This is a genomic window from Halomonas sp. PAMB 3264 (assembly GCF_031954245.1).
Classification (GTDB): Bacteria; Pseudomonadota; Gammaproteobacteria; order Pseudomonadales; family Halomonadaceae; genus Vreelandella.
Map to the genome: position 1 here is coordinate 98651 of NZ_CP134866.1, position 17457 is coordinate 116107.

At 58.9% G+C, this 17457-nt stretch carries 16 protein-coding genes; 11 read left to right on the forward strand and 5 right to left on the reverse strand.

Features of this window, described 5'->3' with window-relative positions; all coding sequences use genetic code 11:
* Window positions 1-89 precede the first annotated feature (89 nt).
* Window positions 90-812, forward strand: coding sequence for a protocatechuate 3,4-dioxygenase subunit beta (gene pcaH / locus RN347_RS00455; protein WP_263585585.1), 723 nt, complete (start codon window positions 90-92; stop codon window positions 810-812).
* 16 nt (window positions 813-828) lie between these two features.
* Window positions 829-1461 carry a protocatechuate 3,4-dioxygenase subunit alpha gene (gene pcaG / locus RN347_RS00460; RefSeq protein ID WP_311959267.1) on the forward strand — a complete coding sequence of 211 codons (633 nt, stop codon included), beginning with the start codon at window positions 829-831 and terminating at the stop codon, window positions 1459-1461.
* Window positions 1462-1565: 104 nt separating this feature from the next.
* Here pcaG and RN347_RS00465 read toward each other — a convergent pair whose 3' ends face one another.
* The 3 genes from RN347_RS00465 to RN347_RS00475 are packed head-to-tail and all read right to left on the reverse strand — an operon-like array spanning window position 1566 to window position 4672.
* On the reverse strand, window positions 1566-2591 hold the full coding sequence (locus RN347_RS00465; protein WP_263585583.1) for a TRAP transporter substrate-binding protein: 1026 nt from the start codon (window positions 2589-2591) through the stop codon (window positions 1566-1568).
* A 48-nt stretch (window positions 2592-2639) separates the two neighbouring features.
* Complete coding sequence (locus RN347_RS00470; RefSeq protein WP_311959269.1) at window positions 2640-3608, reverse strand: PDR/VanB family oxidoreductase; 969 nt, start codon at window positions 3606-3608, stop codon at window positions 2640-2642.
* Window positions 3605-4672 (reverse strand): aromatic ring-hydroxylating dioxygenase subunit alpha, encoded by a 1068-nt coding sequence (locus RN347_RS00475; protein ID WP_311959271.1) that lies wholly within the window; start codon window positions 4670-4672, stop codon window positions 3605-3607. Before RN347_RS00475 ends, RN347_RS00470 begins: the two co-directional genes overlap by 4 nt.
* A 137-nt stretch (window positions 4673-4809) precedes the next feature.
* Between RN347_RS00475 and RN347_RS00480 the strand changes: the two genes are divergently transcribed.
* The 8 genes from RN347_RS00480 (at window position 4810) to RN347_RS00515 (ending at window position 14344) form a co-directional block, all read left to right on the forward strand.
* Window positions 4810-5475: a GntR family transcriptional regulator gene (locus RN347_RS00480; RefSeq protein ID WP_311959273.1), complete on the forward strand. Its 666-nt coding sequence runs from the start codon at window positions 4810-4812 to the stop codon at window positions 5473-5475.
* A gap of 191 nt (window positions 5476-5666) precedes the next feature.
* On the forward strand, window positions 5667-6656 hold the full coding sequence (locus RN347_RS00485) for a LysR substrate-binding domain-containing protein (RefSeq protein ID WP_311959274.1): 990 nt from the start codon (window positions 5667-5669) through the stop codon (window positions 6654-6656).
* 65 nt (window positions 6657-6721) lie between these two features.
* Complete coding sequence (locus RN347_RS00490) at window positions 6722-7732, forward strand: TAXI family TRAP transporter solute-binding subunit (RefSeq protein ID WP_311959276.1); 1011 nt, start codon at window positions 6722-6724, stop codon at window positions 7730-7732.
* Between the two features lie 84 nt (window positions 7733-7816).
* Entirely contained in the window at window positions 7817-9781 is a 1965-nt protein-coding gene (locus RN347_RS00495) for a TRAP transporter fused permease subunit (protein WP_311959278.1), read from the forward strand.
* Window positions 9774-11351 carry a sulfatase-like hydrolase/transferase gene (locus RN347_RS00500; protein ID WP_311959280.1) on the forward strand — a complete coding sequence of 526 codons (1578 nt, stop codon included), beginning with the start codon at window positions 9774-9776 and terminating at the stop codon, window positions 11349-11351. The genes RN347_RS00495 and RN347_RS00500 overlap by 8 nt, the downstream gene beginning before the upstream one ends.
* Window positions 11352-11502: 151 nt before the next feature.
* A complete protein-coding gene (locus tag RN347_RS00505) occupies window positions 11503-12534 on the forward strand; it encodes a TRAP transporter substrate-binding protein (RefSeq protein ID WP_263585575.1) in 1032 nt (343 codons plus the stop codon).
* Window positions 12535-12537: 3 nt separating this feature from the next.
* The gene (locus tag RN347_RS00510; protein ID WP_263585574.1) at window positions 12538-13065 is read left to right on the forward strand and encodes a TRAP transporter small permease; all 528 of its coding nucleotides are present in this window, start codon (window positions 12538-12540) and stop codon (window positions 13063-13065) included.
* Window positions 13055-14344, forward strand: coding sequence for a TRAP transporter large permease (locus tag RN347_RS00515; protein ID WP_263585573.1), 1290 nt, complete (start codon window positions 13055-13057; stop codon window positions 14342-14344). The genes RN347_RS00510 and RN347_RS00515 overlap by 11 nt, the downstream gene beginning before the upstream one ends.
* Window positions 14345-14362: 18 nt before the next feature.
* Here the strand turns inward: RN347_RS00515 and RN347_RS00520 are convergent, their stop codons facing one another.
* A complete protein-coding gene (locus RN347_RS00520; protein ID WP_311959284.1) occupies window positions 14363-15091 on the reverse strand; it encodes a phosphotransferase in 729 nt (242 codons plus the stop codon).
* Between the two features lie 71 nt (window positions 15092-15162).
* Window positions 15163-16065: a helix-turn-helix domain-containing protein gene (locus RN347_RS00525; protein ID WP_263585571.1), complete on the reverse strand. Its 903-nt coding sequence runs from the start codon at window positions 16063-16065 to the stop codon at window positions 15163-15165.
* Window positions 16066-16214: 149 nt separating this feature from the next.
* Here RN347_RS00525 and pobA point away from each other — a divergent pair, with 149 nt between their 5' ends.
* Window positions 16215-17399: a 4-hydroxybenzoate 3-monooxygenase gene (gene pobA / locus RN347_RS00530; protein ID WP_311959287.1), complete on the forward strand. Its 1185-nt coding sequence runs from the start codon at window positions 16215-16217 to the stop codon at window positions 17397-17399.
* The last annotated feature ends 58 nt before the right edge of the window (window positions 17400-17457 follow it).

Genomic DNA, 17457 nt, shown 5'->3' on the forward strand with positions numbered 1-17457 from the left:
CAATTGGCAAGCGAGAGGCAACGCGCCACACTCGCGGTTTACCGGCGCACGCCTGGCCGGTGCTTATAATGCCATCAAGAGCCTCTCCCATGACCCAGCACTATAACCGCTTCGTGACCCGTGACCGCACCTGGCATCCCCCGGCCTATGCCCCCGGCTACAAGACATCGGTGGCGCGCTCGCCCCAGCAGGCGCTGATGAGCCTGCAACAGCCCACCGCCTCGGAGCTGACCGGACCGGACTTTCGCCACCTGCGCATGGGCCGTTTCGACAACGACCTGCTGATGAACTTCACCCAGGGCGAAGGTCTGCCCCAGGGCGAGCGAATCATCATGTACGGCCGCGTGGTCGATCAGTTCGGCAAGCCCATACCCCATACACTGGTGGAAATGTGGCAGGCCAACGCCGGCGGGCGCTACCGCCACAAAAAGGATGCCTACCTGGCGCCGCTGGACCCGCACTTCGGCGGCGTGGGGCGCTGTTTGACCGACGATCAGGGCTTTTACCGTTTTCGTACCATCAAACCTGGCCCTTACCCCTGGCCCAACGACGTCAACAGCTGGCGCCCGGCGCACATTCACGTTTCCGTCATGGGGCCCTCGATCTCGACGCGCCTGATCACCCAGATGTATTTCGAAGGCGACCCGCTGATTCCCCTTTGCCCGATCGTGCATACGCTGAAAGACCCGGACGCCGTGGAGACGATGGTCGGGCGCCTGGATATGGCTCAGAGCCGGCCGATGGACTGCCTCGCGTATCGTTTCGATATCGTGGTGCGCGGTGAACTCCAAACCTATTTCGAAAACCAGTAAGGCAGGGGAGAACCATATGAAACAGCCCAACACCCAGCCGACCAGCGAGCTGATGCTGCGCGAGACCGCCTCGCAAACCGCCGGGCCCTACGTCCATATCGGTCTGGCGCCGGCCGCCGCTGGTAATCCGGAACGCGACGAAGAGATCTGGAACGAGATGGCCGGGCCCAATGCCAGGGGTGAACATATCGAAATCGTCGGCACCGTCATCGACGGCAACAATGACCTGGTTCGCGACGCGTTTCTGGAAGCCTGGCAGGCCGACGCCGATGGTCATTATCAAATGTATTACGATTTACGTAATGATTTTAACGGGTTTGGCCGTACCGCCACGATCGCCGAACAGGGCGGTGAGTGGTCGTTCAAGACCATCAAGCCCGGCGCAGTGAGCCACCCAAACGGCCAGCCGATGGCACCGCACATCAACCTGGCGATCTTCGCCCGCGGTATCAATATTCACCTGCAAACGCGCCTGTACTTCGACGATGAGGTTGAGGCCAACGCGGCCTGCCCGGTGCTCTCCCGCGTCGAGTCCGATATCCGCCGCCAGACGCTGATCGCCAGGCGCGAAGAGCGTGATGGCGCCGTCCGCTACCGCTTCGATATCCATCTGCAGGGGCCGGGCGAAACGGTCTTTTTCGATTTTTGAGCCTTGTTCAGCATGCTATGAAAAAGCGCCGGGGCTTTGCCCCGGCGCTTTCGTATCAGCCGGCTCCTTAAAGCCGCCTCGTTTGCTCGGTTTTTTATTGAGTGTCAGGCGTCGCTCACCGCGCACTCTGCCTTGAGGCTCATGGCCGTATCGTAAATCTCTTGCGCATTACCGCCGACCTCGTTGAGATAGCGGTCGATGGTTTCCTGCAGCACCGGGCCCCAGTCGGGGTCGGTGAGCGCATCATCGATCTCGATGAACGTGTGGCCCGCCTCGACGGCCTCCTGGCGACCTTCGGCAATCAGCGTGTCGTAGACCTCGGCGGCGCGCATCGACCATGCCATGCCGCTGTGTTCATCGATCACCTGGCGAAGCTCTACCGGCAGGGCATCGTAGTTACGCTGGTTCATAACGGCAAACAGCGAGAGATCGTAAAGCGGTACTTCGGTGTGGTAGTTCGCCAGCTCGCTGAGGCGGAAGGTCTTCATGCCTTCCCAATTGAAGCTCAGCCCGTCGACGACTCCGCGCTGCATGGCAGTGAAGACGTCTGGCGCCGGCATACCGACGGCCTGGGCCCCCAGCCGCTCCATCATGTCACCGACCACCGAGGTGGGCCGGCGCAGCCGCAGGCCGGCCAGGTCCTCGGGCTTTTCGATCTGGCGCTCTTTGGTGTGCAGGTAACCCGGGCCGGTGGTAAAGAAAAACAGTGGCCGGGTGTCGGCATACTCGTCCTCCAGGTAGCCCTGGTCATAGAGCGACTGCAGAATACAGGCGCCTTCGCGGGCGCTCGAGGAGACACCGGGCAGCTCGACGATCTGCGTCAAGGGGAAGCGTCCGGACGTATAACCCTGGGCCGAGGCGCCGATATCGGCAATGCCGCGGGCAGTGCTGTCATACGTCTGGGCAGACTTGGCGAGCGTTTGGCTGGGAAACACCTCCACGTCGAGCTCGCCGCCGGACGCTTCGCTGACGCTGTCGGCCCAGGCCTGAAAGAGCGCGCTGTCGACCATCGAGCCGCCGGGCCAAACGTGGGCCAGGCGCAGCGTGGTCTGGGCCTGGGCGGCGGCGGGTAAGAAAACGAGCGCGCTCATCAGCGCGGCACGTGTCACGGTCGTCGGGATTTTTTTCATTATAGTTATCCTTTTGCTTTCTCGAGCAGGATCCGGGTTGATGAAAACTTAAAGGTCCAATACGAGTACGCTGCTTTTAGCACGTGAACAGCACGGCGTGAACTGGTCGTTGGCCGCGTGCTCGTGCTCTTCCAGATACAGGTCGCGGTGATCCGGCTCGCCTTCGAGCACGCGGGTCAGGCAGGTGCCGCACACGCCCTGCTCACAAGAGACCATGATCTCGATACCGTTTTCGGCCAGTACCTGGTGGACGGTCTTGTCCGCCGGCACGGTGAAGCTTGCACCGCTGCTGGCGATGCGCACCTCGAAGCTACCGTCGTCGTCACTCGAGATGTCGGCGCCGCTGAAGTACTCGGTATGCACCTGATCCTCCGGCCAGCCGCTAGACTTGCAGGTGGTCATGACCGCATCGATGAAACCCTTGGGGCCGCATACGTAAACGTGGGTATCGGCCCTGGGGTGGCCGAGCAGCGCTTCGAGGTTCAGGTGCTGGCTGGCGTCGCCGTCGTCGAAGTGAAAGTGCACGCGTTCGGCGAAACTCGAGTCCTTTAGGCGTTGATAAAATGCCGTGCGCTCCTGGGAGCGGGTACAGTAGTGCAGCTCGAATCCAGCGTCGGTATGCGCCAGACGTTCGGCCATGCATAAAAGCGGCGTAATACCGATACCGCCGGCCAGCAGCAGCGTGTGCTCGGCGGGCTCGAGCGGAAAGTGATTTTTCGGCGCGCTGATTGGCACCAGATCGCCGACCTGGAGCTCATCGTGCATGGCGTGGGAGCCGCCGCGTGAATTGGCATCGCGCAGCACACCGATCAGATAACGGTCACGGTCCTCCGAGTGGTTGCAAAGCGAGTACTGGCGCACCAGCCCTTCCTTGACGCGCACATCGATATGCGCGCCGGCGCTGAACGCCGGCAGCTCCCGCCCGTGAGGGTCGGCAAGCTCGAAGGTAACGATATCGCGCGCCTCGACGTGGCGCGCCTTGACCTCCACGATCATCGAGGGGGCGGTGTGGGTCATACGCTCGCCTCCGTGCCTGCGGCTTCGCGCTCCTCGGAAAGAATGCGGTCGATGATCCGGCGTGCCTGTACGCCGCCGCCGTCGATGTTGAGCTTCAGAAGCTGGCGGTCCGGGTACCTGAGCAGATTGCGCTGTTGCGCCTCGAGCATCTCCAGATCCTCCTCGAAAATCTTGCCCTGGCCTTCGCGGATCTTGTCGGTCAGCGCCTGATCCTCGGGTTTGAAGTTGCGCGCCATGCCCCAGAAGTACCAGATCGAGGTATCCGACTCCGGTGTAATGAAGTCGACCACGATACTCGACGCCTTCTTGTCTGCCGGCGCCTTGGCCCCGCCATTACCGGCATGAGCGACGCCCACTTCGATCAGCACGTGGCTTGGCGGGGTGAAGCGACAGATCTGCCAGCGGTCCACCGGGACATCGTCGGCCAGGCCGTTGCCGCGCAGCGCCGCTTGCCAAAACGGCGGGGCCGGAATGTTCTCCATCTCGCGGCGGGTGACGACTTCATCGCCGTTGACGTTGGTATCCGGCGCGGCCTCTTCGATCTCCGGCTGGCCGATACTGGAGGCGTGAACGTAGGTCTCGTGAGTCAGATCCATCAGGTTGTCGATCATCAGCCGGTATTCGCAGCCAATATGATAGAGTCCGCCGCCATAGGCCCACTCTGGGTTATCCGCCCACTCGAGCACGGGAATGAGGCTCGTGTCCGCCTTGTCAGAATCGCCTGGCCAGATCCAGATAAACCCGTAGCGCTCCTCGACCGGATACGTCCGGACGCTGGGAAAGCCGCGTACGCGCTGGCCGGGCATGCTGTCGCACTTGCCGCTACAGTTCATTTCCAGGCCGTGATAACCGCACACCAGCTTACCGTCGCGCACGAACCCCAATGAGAGCGGCGCACCACGGTGAGGGCAGAAATCCTCCATGGCGGTGACCCGGCCTTCGTCACCGCGAAAGAAAACCAGCTGCTTATTGCAAATGGTTCGCCCGAGGGGCTTTTCAGAAATCTCGTCAGGTGTGCACGCAACGTACCAGGTGTTCTGGGGATAGGGGGCTTGATGAGTCACGGTGGTATCCTTTTAGGTATTATGATTTTTTTATAATTGGATCCAAAGTAAAGAGCGTGACCGTTTTATTCGTCAACCTATACTTTTGGTTTAGCTCTCATTGCGCGCAGCGATAAATGATTGATACAGGAGCGGTAATGGGCAATAACGATAAAAGCGTAGCCAGCCGATTGCGTAAGCTGATTGAGGATGGCTTCTATCCCCAGGGCGAGAGATTGGGTGAAGAAGCCGTGGCCAATCGCTTGGGTGTCTCCAGAACGCCTGTCAGGCTCGCATTTCGAAGCCTGGAGCAGGAGGGGCTTCTAAAGCGCGCGGGCAAGCGTGGTTATATGGTGCGGGAATTCACTAATGCGGACATCTACTGCGCCGTAGAAGTGCGTGGCGCGCTGGAGGGCTTGGCCGCCAAGCGCGTCGCAGAGCGCGGTATGGCCGACGATCTGCGCGGCGATTTGCTTTTTTGGATCCAAAAAGGTCAGGGCGTGCTGGAGAAGGGGTTTCTTGAGGACGAGGATGTCGAGCGCTGGATCGAGCTCAATTACCGTTTTCACGAGCGGATCGTGAGTGCTGCCGGTAGCGCCGTCATTGGCGATGCCATTGCTCGTAACAACCATCTACCCTTTGCAGCGGCCGCTTCTATCGTGATTGATGATAATGACCTGATAAAGGAGTTTCGAAAGCTACAGTTGGCTCAATTACATCACGAGCTTATCTTTCAGGCACTGGACAATGGCGAAGGTGCACGGGCTGAAATGCTGATGCGCGAGCACGCTCTGATTGGCCTTCGCTATCAGGAGCTTTTTTGATTTTATTTGAAGATCAATCATTTCGATCAGTCTGTATTAACTCTGGGTAATATTTAAATATATCGAGACTTCAGGTGTTTATCGATTGATACATGGCTTAAAGGCGCCCTTTGATCTCTTTTTAGTAATTGACGTTAACGATCGTTCGTTATTAAAGGCGCCAAAAGAACGATCGATGTTCGACTGGTGAATTGAAAAAGGAGTCTCTCATCGAAAATACCGCCCATCTGTTGGCAAGAATAAGCTTTCGCCAAATCCGTTGTTTCATTGCAGTGGCGCAAAATGGCAGTTTCATGGCGGCAGCGAACGTGCTCGGCATAACGCAGCCCGCTGTCTCTCGCTCAATTCGAGAGATCGAATCGATACTTAATGTCTCCCTGTTCGATCGATCGTTACGCGGCGCGGTACTCACGCCACACGGTCGAAAACTTTTCGATGCCGCCGAGGCTGGTATAGCGCTAATGGCGGAAGGTGTACGGGCGACCCAGGATATTAGCGGTAGCCGTGAGCTACTGCGCATTGGGGCGCTACCCAATGTCTGCGGCTTGGTATTACCCGCTATTATCGAAGATTTTCAGCATGTTTACCCACACACCACTATTCGTATCGTTTCAGGCGCCAACGCAGACCTTTTAGCGCGGCTGCGCCAGGGGGGGCTGGATCTGGTCATTGGCAGACTGTCGGATACCGTTTCCATGAAGGGCCTGACTTTTCAGCATCTCTACGACGAGGAGATCGTCTTTGCCATGGGGGCGCAGCACGTGCTGGCGCAACCGGGTGCCAATGTTGAGCTTCGAACGGTGTTGGAAATGCCCATGCTGGCGCCAATTCCAGGGACTGTCATTCGTCAGGAGTTGGAGCGTTTTCTCTTTCGTAGCGGGGTAGTGGCGCCTAATTTTGCTCTGGAGTCCATCGATGCGGGATTTATCAACAAGATCATACGCGCTTCAAATCATGTGGTGGTGACGGTTGAGGCACTAGTGACGGAGGCGCGTACCAGTGGAGACGTGGTGGTGCTGCCAATCCGCGATGATGCCTTACGCGGTCCGGTGGGACTAACCATGCTGCCTGATACGCAGCCGGGGCCGGCCTTGCGTATGCTGATGCAAATGTTTCGTGAGAACCTGCCGGGCGCTTCGCAACATACCAAAAATGATATGAAAATGATGGATAAAGAATAAGCTACTGGCTATTGAATGTTTTACCCTCATGGTTCAGCGCTTCATTCTGAGCTGGAGACAATAAAATGCTTAAAACAATGAAATCGATCAGCCTGGTAGTAGCCCTTGCTGGGGGAGCACTATCGGCGCACGCCGAAACACTTAGCATCGAGGGAGGCGGCAGCGCCTCATTGACTGGCATTGTGCCCCAGGCCTGGGCCCAGTTCACACCTGCTGCCGGATATGACCTTCAAGTATCTTTAGGACAGGCGCTAACACGCTCAGCGATCAAGGTTGGAGCGGGCCGACTGGATCTGGCCGTGGTGCCGCCCCCGGCATTCAATGCAATGCAGCGGGGTGTCGGGCCCTATGCCAATACCGCCGAACAAGCGCAGTCCTTCGCGGACAACCTGCGCATGCTTTTCACTTTCCCGGGTGGATCGTTTCACCCCATCGTTTGGGCGGATAGCGGTATCGATAGCTGGGATGATATGGCAGGTAAGCGTATTTACGTGGGCCCCCCCGCCGGTGCGGCGGCCAACCAGGCGCGCGGTATGATCCATGAAGCGTCCGGTGGACTAGAGGATGGCAGTGATTACGAAGGCGTCCGACTGCCCTGGGAGAGTGCTAGCCAAGCGTTTCAGGATGGTCAGTTTGACATGTATATCATGTCGGCGGCCGTGGGCCAGCAGTCGGTTCAGGAGTTGAGCCTGCAACGTGACATTCGCATTCTTGGCGTACCGGATGAGGTGGTCGACAGTGAAGGCTGGCGCAATTACCTCGAAGATCAAGCGGTGCGCACCGAAGTAGTGCCTGCAGGTACCTACCAGGGTCAGGTTAATGGCGACATGGATCAAAACATCATGGTGACGGTGATGATGCTGGGCGCTAACAAGAATATGTCGGATGAAACCGCTTATGCGCTGACCAAGTCGTTCTTTGATAATCTCGATAACATGCAGTCTGCCAATGCCCTATTGGCTCGCCTGGACGCAGATGACCCTTTCGCAGGTGCGAACATGCCGGTTCACCCCGGCGCAGCGCGCTACTACGAAGAGCAAGGCATCACCATTCCTGAGCACCTGGTAGCCGATTGAGCCATTCCCTGATCCCGGAACGGATCGGGGATCCTCTGCTTTGCTGTGAAGGATTCAGGCCTATTCAGGCCGGGAGATCATCCAATGACAACCCTTTTTTCACGCAGCTTAAAAATGCTGCAGTGGACGAGTTTTGCCGTGGGCCTCGCTATTGCCCTGGTAGGACTGGCGAATGTTCTGCCCACTTATGGCGTGCTCCCGCGGGTGGGGCCTTTTGAACTCGACTGGTTCCGTCCCTTGTTTTACTGGCTGTGCTTTCTGAACTTTCTGATATGGGACGCCCAACGTCTGGCTCAGCAGGAACGTCTAACGGTTTTGCATGTGGCTCTCTATACCGTGGCGCTGGCTCTAATGAGTTGGGTTTGCTGGGACTATTACCAGATCTCGATGATTCTGAAGGATAGTTTCATGTTCTTCTCGGCCAGAGAAGCGTGGATGGCTGCCATCCCGGCGGTACTATCCATTATTGCTTGCTGGCGGCTGTGGGGCGGGCCCATCGCCATTCTTGGAGCCATTGTATTTGGCTATCTGGTGACCGGTCCTTATTGGCCGGGCGTCTTTGAAACCATCATCGGCGACATGAACGAATTTGTGGCGCAGAATATCTGGTATGACGCCAGCCAGGGCATTCTTGGCAACATCATGGGGATCGTGCTTTCCACTGTATTACCCTTCATCATTCTTGGGGCAGTGCTGGAAGGCTGTGGCGCAGGTGCCTCAATGATTCGCATCTCCTTTCACTTGATGCGCCGGTTTCGCGGCGGCCCGGCCTACGCCGCTATCTTCGCCTCGGCACTGTTTGGAACCGTTTCCGGCAGCGCTGTAGCTAACGTGGTAGGCACCGGCGTCGTCACTATTCCCATGATTCGCCGGCGTGGATTTTCCGGCAACTTTGCTGGTGCGGTAGAAGCCTCTGCCTCCACCGGCGGACAAATCTTGCCGCCCATCATGGGGGCCGCTGCGCTTGTTATGGCGGATATCGTCGGGGTTAGTTATCTCACCGTGATCCTCGCTGTAGTGATTCCCGCTATCGCTTACTACGCGAGCCTGTTTCTTACCGTATTTTTTGAAGCCGAAAAACTGGGTATCGTCGCCCGCGAAGATGAAGAAGCCAACATCGAAAAACCGATGGGGCAGGACTGGGTCAATCTGGCACTGGTATTTGGGCCCATTGCGCTGATCGTCTGGTTGCTGATCAGCGGCCTCTCTCCGGCAGGAGCTTCCATTGCGGCAATCCTTGCGCTGGTGCCCATGAGCTTCATCAACCCGGACGTTCGTCGCGCGCCATGGAAGTTGATTGTCGCTTTGGCAGACGGTGGCAAGACGGTGGCGCAGCTCGCCATTGCAATTTCCATCGTTGGTATCGTGGTGTCGACGCTCAATGCGACCGGCATGCCGACCAAGTTTGCCGTGCTCTTGTCGGCAGCCGCGAACAGCTCGCTTATCGCTGCCTTACTCATTGCCGCTGGCGGGTGCATCGTGTTGGGTATGGGCATGCCGACCCTGCCTGCTTACATCGCGATTGTGGCGGTGATGGGGCCGACGCTCACCGGCTTTGGGGTTGATCTATTGACCGCCCACCTGTTTGTCTTTTTCTTCGGCGTGGCTTCGGTGATTACACCGCCCGTGGCCATTGCGGCTTACGCGGCTGCTTCGATTTCCAAGGGGACCCCCATTGGCACGGCGGTCGAGGCGACGCGGGTAGGGGCGATGATCTTCATCATTCCGTTTGCCTTTGTCTACAACCCGGCACTGCTGCTAGGCAGTGAAGCGGCGGCAGCGGCGTCGTTTGGCTTCGTGTTCTTTTCACTGCTGACGCTGGCGGTATCCCTGTATCAAGCAGCCAGCGCGCTGATCGGCTTTGACAAGCGACCACTACCGATCTGGGAGCGGTTACTGCGCATTATATGTGCAATGGTTTTGCTGTCGCCCTATATATGGGCCGGAGCGATTGCTTTGATACTGAGCGTTGCGCTCATTATCTGGCGACGCATGGCCACTCGCAATTCTCGTGCAAACTCTACTTCTGCGAGGCTCACTGATGTCTGATCGACCCAATTTCATTCTTTTCATCACCGATCAGCATCGCGCTGATTTCCTTGGATGCTATGGCCATCCGTTAGTGCGTACGCCCAATATCGACACGATGGCGGCGCAAGGTACGACCTTTGATCGTTTCTATGTCGCAAGCCCTGTGTGCATGCCCAATCGCGCCAGCCTGATGACCGGGCGTCTGCCTTCCGGGCATGGTGTGCGCTACAACGGTATTCCGCTTTCTCAACGCAATGTTACCTTCGTCGAGCTATTGCGCGACGCCGGCTATGAAACGGCGCTGATCGGCAAGAGTCATTTGCAGACGTTTACCGGCATTGCGCCGTTACAGCAGCCTGATGAGGCTCGCCCTGGCTACCATAAGGCAAAGGGTGAGTTGGGCGAGGCAGTGCGTCATGACTTTGCTTCCCCCCTCTACCATGTCGAGGAGCCTGATTTTTGGGCGGGTGAGATGCCCAGGGTGCCAACACCTTTTTATGGCTTCGATCATGTGGAGCTGGTAACGGGACACGGCGACCAGGTGGGGGGCGACTATACCCAGTGGATGCTCGAGCGCAAGCCCGAGGCGAGCCGATTGATGGGGCAAAAAAATCAGCTTCCGCACGACTACTCCTGCCCGCAAGCGGTACGTACCGCCGTACCGGCAGAACTATACTCGACTTCCTACATTGCTGAACGCGCCAGTGCATGGATCGATGCGCGTAAGGATAGCGATCGTCCCTTCTTTTTGATGGTGAGCTGGCCTGACCCTCACCACCCCTTCAACCCGCCAGGCGAGTACTGGGACATGTACTCACCGGATGATATGCCGTTGCCGGCGGCCTTCAAGGCCAGCGACTGGACTCCGCCGCCGCACGTGGCTGGCGTATTGGAAACCCGTCAAGCGGGCAAGGCCAACCTTCAAGGCATGAACGCTATTGGTTGTTCGGCCAGAGAAGCGCAGGAAGCGCAGGCGTTGACCTGTGGCATGATCACGATGATCGATGACGCAGTCGGTCGGGTACAGCAGGCGCTGACCGATTCAGGAAGAGCCGATGAGACGGTCACCATATTCACTTCTGACCACGGCGACCATCTGGGCGATCATCGGTTGCTGTTCAAGGGAGCCGAGCAATATGAACAGATTACCCGTGTGCCTTTTATCTGGGCCGATCCTGAAGGCGAGCGGGGCGTACGTAGTGAGCGGCTGGGCCAAACATTGGATATCGGCGCAACGATTCTGGAGCGAGCCCGCATCGAGCCGGCCTGGGGAATGCAGGGGCGTGATTTGACCGATGCCTCGACAGCACCGGATTCCTTGCTCATCCAGTATGCGCATCAGGCGCCCATGAATGGCCTGGGGGTATGTCCCAATATTCACTCGCTTCGAGATAAACGGTATCGATTATCGGTATTCCAGGGGCTGGAATGGGGAGAGCTCTATGATCTTGAGAGCGATCCTGGTGAGTTTCATAACCTATGGAGCGCTCCGGAAGCGTCGGCGCTCAAGACTCGGCTGCTGGAAAAATTACTTCAAACTGAGCTGGCGCACAGCGAAACGGTACCTGCGCCGGTCGCTCGCGCTTAGTAATGCGGAGAAGCGGGAATGGATGGATTCTAAATATAGACCAAGGTCGATTAGCTTTGGGGGCGACTAGTGGATTAAGGTTGACTCCATAAGACGAACTAATATTCGTTATGCGAACAACCGTGTTCTACCTAAAGAACGGGAGCTCCTCATGAAAGCTGTTTTCGCCCGGTGTGCGCTTGCCGCCACCATCGCTGGCCTTTCCATCGCTTCCGCCCAGGCAGCCACCACGCTGCGTATGGCTCACTTCTGGCCCGGCGCCTCTGGAGTCAACGAGGATATTCTACAGGCCTGGGCCGATACCATCGCCGAAGAGTCGGGCGGTGACTTGACCGTACAAATGTTCCCTTCGGGTACACTCGCCAAGCCGGATTCCATCTACGAAGCGGCGGCTAATGGCATTACCGACATCGGCGCAACCGCTCAGGGCTACACGGCGGGGCGTTTTCCGCTTTCCCAGATCGTCGAGCTTCCGGGCGTGGCGAGTTCGGCAACCCAGGGCGCGTGCGTACTGCAAACCCTTTATGACGAAGGCCACCTGGACAGCGAGTACGAGGATACGCGGCCGCTGTTCATGTTCACCACCGGCCCCGGCGGCATCCATACCACCGGCACCGATGTGCAGACACCGGCAGATCTCGAAGGACTTCGCATTCGCCGCCCGACCGCCGTGGCGGGTGAAATGCTCGAGAACATGGGCGCAAGCCCTGTCGGTATGCCGGCGCCGGACATCTATACGTCGATGCAGCGCGGCGTCATCGACGGTTTGAGCTTTCCCTGGGAGGGGCTTGGCAGCTTTCGTATCAACGAGCTGGTGAGCTATCACACCGAGGTGCCGTTCTACACACTGATTTTCGTCGCGACCATGAACCAGCGCGCCTACGATCGTTTGACGCCGGAGCAGCAGGCGGTGATCGACGACAACTCCGGCATGAAGTGGGCCGAGAAGGCTGGCGAGGTCTTTGATCGTCTCGATGTGGAAGGCAAGCAGGAAGCGGTCGACGCCGGGCACACGATTCGCGAAATCGAAAATCCGCTCGAGGACCCGGACTGGCAGGGACCGCTGGAGGAAGGTATCGAAACCTACCTGAGCCAGCTCGAAGAGCGCGGCCTCGATCAGGCGCGGGACGTTTATCAGGCCGCGCTGAGCGCCAGCGCAGCCTGCGAAAGCCCCCAGGAGTAATCGATGCAGCGTTCTCTGGAGAAGGCCAGCCACTGGCTGGCCTTTTGTTGTCGCGTGGTCGCCGGTGTGGCGCTAGTGGCGCTTCTAATGGTCACGATCGCCGATGTCAGTACCCGTTATCTCTATCGCTTGACCGACGGCGCGTTTGCGCTACGCGTGAGCGGCAGCGTCGAGCTGGTGAGCTACCTCATGCTGTGTTCGCTGCTGGCGGCCATGGCGGCCAACGTCGAAAAAAGCCAGGTGGTGGTCGAGGCGTTTTCGCATCGATTGCCCCAGTGGGTGAAAAATCGCCTTCACGGCGTCTATCTGCTGGGTTTTGCCGCGTTGGGACTGGTGCTGTTTACCGGGCTTCTGGATTCGGCGGCGGCGGCCTCGCGTCACGGTGAAGTAACCCAGGATCTGCGCCTGCCCATGGGACCCATTTACTACGCGGCGGCGGCCATGAGCCTGCTGCTCGGCATTCGCAGCGCCCTGCATGCGCTGCTGGGTGCGCTCTTTGGTGTCGATGTGGAGGTGGCCGATGGGGAGTGAAATGATCGGGGCCATCGGTCTTGGCCTGCTGCTGGTACTGATGGTGCTCAGAGTGCCCGTCGCGCTGACCATGCTGATCATCGGCGTGGGCGGCTTTGCGCAGATCATCAGCTGGGACGCCGCCATCGCGCAGCTCAAAACGGTGCCCATCGAGGTGCTGTCGAACTACAGTTTCAGCGCCGTTCCCATGTTCATCCTGATGGGCGTGCTGGCGGCACACTCGGGCATGGCGGGCAAGCTGTTTGACGCCACGCGCACGATCTGCGGCGGCTGGAAAGGGGGCCTGGCGATTGCCGCGGTTGGCTCCTGCGGAGTGTTTTCGGCGATTTCAGGCTCGTCGCTGGCCACCGCCAGCACCATGACCCGCGTGGCGCTACCGGAAATGGAGCGTTACGGCTACAACCGGGGCCTGGCCACCGGAGCGCTGGCCGCGGGCGGCACGCTGGGTATCATGATTCCGCCGAGTATCGCGCTTCTGATTTACGCCATTTTGACCGAGCAGTCGGTCGGCGACATGTTCATGGCGGGGCTGATTCCGGGCCTGATGGGGCTGGTCATGTACGCGCTGACGGTAACGGTCGTCATGCGCCTACGCCCAGACCTGGCCGTGGCCGGCGAGCGGACGTCCTGGCGGGCGAAGTTTTCCTCGATATCCGGTCTCGTGCCTTTCTTCGCCGTTTTTCTGGTGATGATTCTGGGTATCTATTTCGGCCTGTTCACACCCACAGAGGGCGCTAGCGTCGGGGCGTTCGCCACGCTTCTCTACGCGCTTTACAAGGGCATGCGCGGGGCCGGTCTCTGGCGCAGCCTGCAGGAGACGCTGGCGCTGTCGTCGGTGGTGTTCTTCATGCTGGTCGGCGCCGAGACACTGGGCTACTTCATCTCGGTATCGCGCATCTCGTTTTCCATCAGCGACTTTCTCTACGGCATGGACCTGGCGCCCATCGTGGTGGTGCTGTGCATCCTGCTGCTCTACTTCGTGCTCGGCATGTTCATGGATTCCATCGCCATGCTGGTGATCACCGTTCCAGTGGTCTATCCGATCATCCAGGCGTTGGGGATCGATCCGGTCTGGTTCGGGGTCATCACGGTATTGACGGTCGAGCTTGGCCTGATCACCCCACCGGTGGGCATGAACGTGTTCGTGATCAAGGCCATGGCGCCGCACGTCGGGCTTGGCGAGATCTTCAAGGGCGTGGCGCCGTTCATCGTGTCGGACTTCGTTCGGCTGGCGCTGCTGATCATTTTCCCGATTCTAAGCACGTTCTTTTTGCTCTAGCCTTATCTGCTCTCATCCTTACTGGCTCCGGGCCTCGTTTGCGCTGGAAAAATACGGCGCGAGGTGGCCCTTGAGTCGGGCCCGGTCGGCCGGGTCGTCGATGCGGCTGTTGGTCAGCATGTTGTCGAACAGCGCCTGGCGCTTTTCCCGCGACGAGGGCAGCGCCTTCACGTGAGTATCGATCCAGATCAGCTGATTGCTTTCGTCGACCATCAGGTTGTCCAGGTGCAGGTCGCGGTGGTAGTAGCCCGCCTCGGCCAGCGCCGCGACCTGAGAGGCCAGGGTATCGATGAAGCGGGCGCGGCTTGTGTCATCGAGGGTGGCATAGTAGTCGCTTCCCGCCTGGCACCGGCTCATGTGCTCCATGGCATAGAGCGAACCCAGCGGGTTCAAGAAGTTGAGCGCCACACCGTAGCAGCGCACGTTGACAGTGCGCTGGCCCAGCTTTTTCAAAATACGCCGGCTCTGGTACTCCTTGTGGGCGTCATAGGAGCCGGTCAAGCGCTTGGAGATGATGTCGCGCCCCAGCCAGCGCCAGAAATCCTCGCGGGGCGAGTATTTATCGTGCACGAGCTTGAACAGCGTGTCGGTCTTCTCCTGAAGGAAAAAGCGACTGCTGCTCTTGTCATCCAGGTGAGGCATGGGCGTCAAGCCGTGCAGATTCAGCACCGGATTTACCGGCGCGCGGTTGAGCAGGTACCAGCCAGGCCGCTTTAAAAAAAAGAATCGCTGTAATTTTTTATACATACGCAAGCCTTAAGCTACCGAGTGAGTACCCATAGGGTATCGTGGGAGATGACGGTCCCTGAATTATGGCACTACTCTGCGCGCTCTGAAAATTGGCGCTGCCGAAACGCGCGCGGAGCCAGCGACGTATTACGCTTGAAAAACCGGGTGAAGTAGGCCGGCTCGGAGAAACCAAGGCCGTCGGCGATCTCGGCGATGGTCATGTTGGTATAAGTAAGCTGGCGTTTGGCCTCTAACAACACCCGCTCGTGGAGTATCTGCAGGGCGCTCAGGCCCTCCTGCTGACGGCACAAAAGGTTGAGGTGTGCGCGGCTGAGCCCAACCTCGCCGGCCAGCGCCTCGATGCCGGGCTGCTCCCTGAAGCGCTGCTCGACCAACGCGTGGAACCGTTCAAGGTGCTGGCGGCCCTTTTCGCGTGGTTTGGGCACCAAACGCTGGGGCGTGGGTTTGCGCGGCAGTACCAGGCGTTCGAGCTCGATGGCCAGTGCCTGGGCCAGCACCTCCAGAAGCTGTCGCCGCCCCGGTGCCGGATGGCGATACTCACGGTCGATCTGCTCGACGAGCGTGACGATCTGCGCTCTATTTCCGGCGGTTTCGAGGGTGTAAAACCCCGGCTGCTTGAGCGCTCGGCCATCGTCAAGTGCCACCCCCAGATGGTCCGCCAGCGGTTGGGCCAGCGTCACGATGTACCCCGCCACGTCCGGCGAAAAACAGAACCCGTGAATCGTCATGGCCGGCACCACGATAACCCCCGCATCCCGCTGATAGTGGTGGGCGCCCTCCAGCTCCAGATCCACGCTGCCTTTAGTGATCAACAACACGTGAACCAGATCGGTATGACGGTGCGGGCGAATACGCCAGTCGTGCAGTCGGCTGCGCTCGGGAATCGATTCGCAGTGCAAAAGATCCGGCGTGGGCCAGTGCCGGGTTTCGCCGTAGAGCTTGAATACGGGAACGATGGAAGAATACGACATCGCATGCTCCTGGCGCATGTGACTAAAGTTGATCATTTATACGCCAAAAATCTAGATAATAGGCGATATATTGCCTTATCCAAGCGCCTCATTCGATCAAAAATACAATTCATGACGCGTGATGAAACAATGCTTTGAGAGGGCTTTCAATGAAAACACAGGTGGCGATTATCGGTGCCGGCCCGTCCGGCCTGCTGCTGGGGCAGCTGTTGCAGCGCCAGGGGATCGACAACGTGATCGTCGAGCGGCGCAGCGGCGAGTACGTGCTGAGCCGTATCCGCGCCGGGGTGCTGGAGCAGGGCACGGTGGATCTTTTGCGTGAAGCGGGAGTCGATCGGCGTATGGATGAAGAGGGCTTGCCCCACGACGGCTTCGAGCTGGCCTTCGACAACCGCCGCGTGCGTGTGGCGCTGGATGAGCTGACTGGCGGCAGTCGGGTGATGGTTTACGGCCAGACCGAGGTGACGCGCGATTTGATGGCGGCCCGCGAGGCCGCCGGCGCCACCACGTTTTATGAAACGGACAACGTTCAGCTCTTCGATCTGGAAAGCGACGCGCCTTATCTCACCTTCGAGCATAACGGCGAAACCGTCCGGCTCGACTGTGACTACGTGGCCGGCTGCGACGGCTACCACGGCGTCTCGCGCCAGAGCATTCCCGGTGATCGCCTCACCGAGTTCGAAAAGGTCTATCCCTTTGGCTGGCTGGGGGTGTTATCAGACACGCCGCCGGTGTCGGATGAGCTGATCTACGCCCGCCACGAGCGTGGCTTTAGCCTGTGCAGCATGCGCTCCGCCACCCGCAGCCGCTACTACCTGCAGGTGCCGCTGGATGAAAAAGTGGAGGACTGGTCCGATGAGCGCTTCTGGGAGGAGCTCAAGCGCCGCCTGCCCGACGAGGTGGCCAACAAGCTCGTGACCGGGCCTTCCATCGAGAAGAGTATCGCGCCGCTTCGAAGCTTCGTGGTGGAGCCCATGCAGTACGGTAAACTGTTTTTGGTCGGCGACGCGGCGCACATCGTCCCGCCCACCGGCGCCAAGGGGCTCAACCTCGCCGCCAGTGACGTCAATACGCTCTACCGGCTGATGGTGAAGGTCTATCAGCAAGGCCGCACGGACTTGATCGAGCGCTACTCGCAGACCTGCCTGAAACGCATCTGGAAGGCCGAGCGTTTCTCCTGGTGGATGACGTCGATGCTGCACACCTTCTCCGAGAAAGACAACTTCGACAGTCGCTTGCAGCTCGCCGAACTCGATTACGTCACACGCTCCGAGGCGGGACTCAAGACGGTTGCAGAGAACTATGTCGGATTGCCTTATGAGCCGCTCGAGTAGTAGCAAAAAGCCCAAGCGGCTGCTTGGGCTTTGAGAAGAAAGGCGGTACTCATCTATT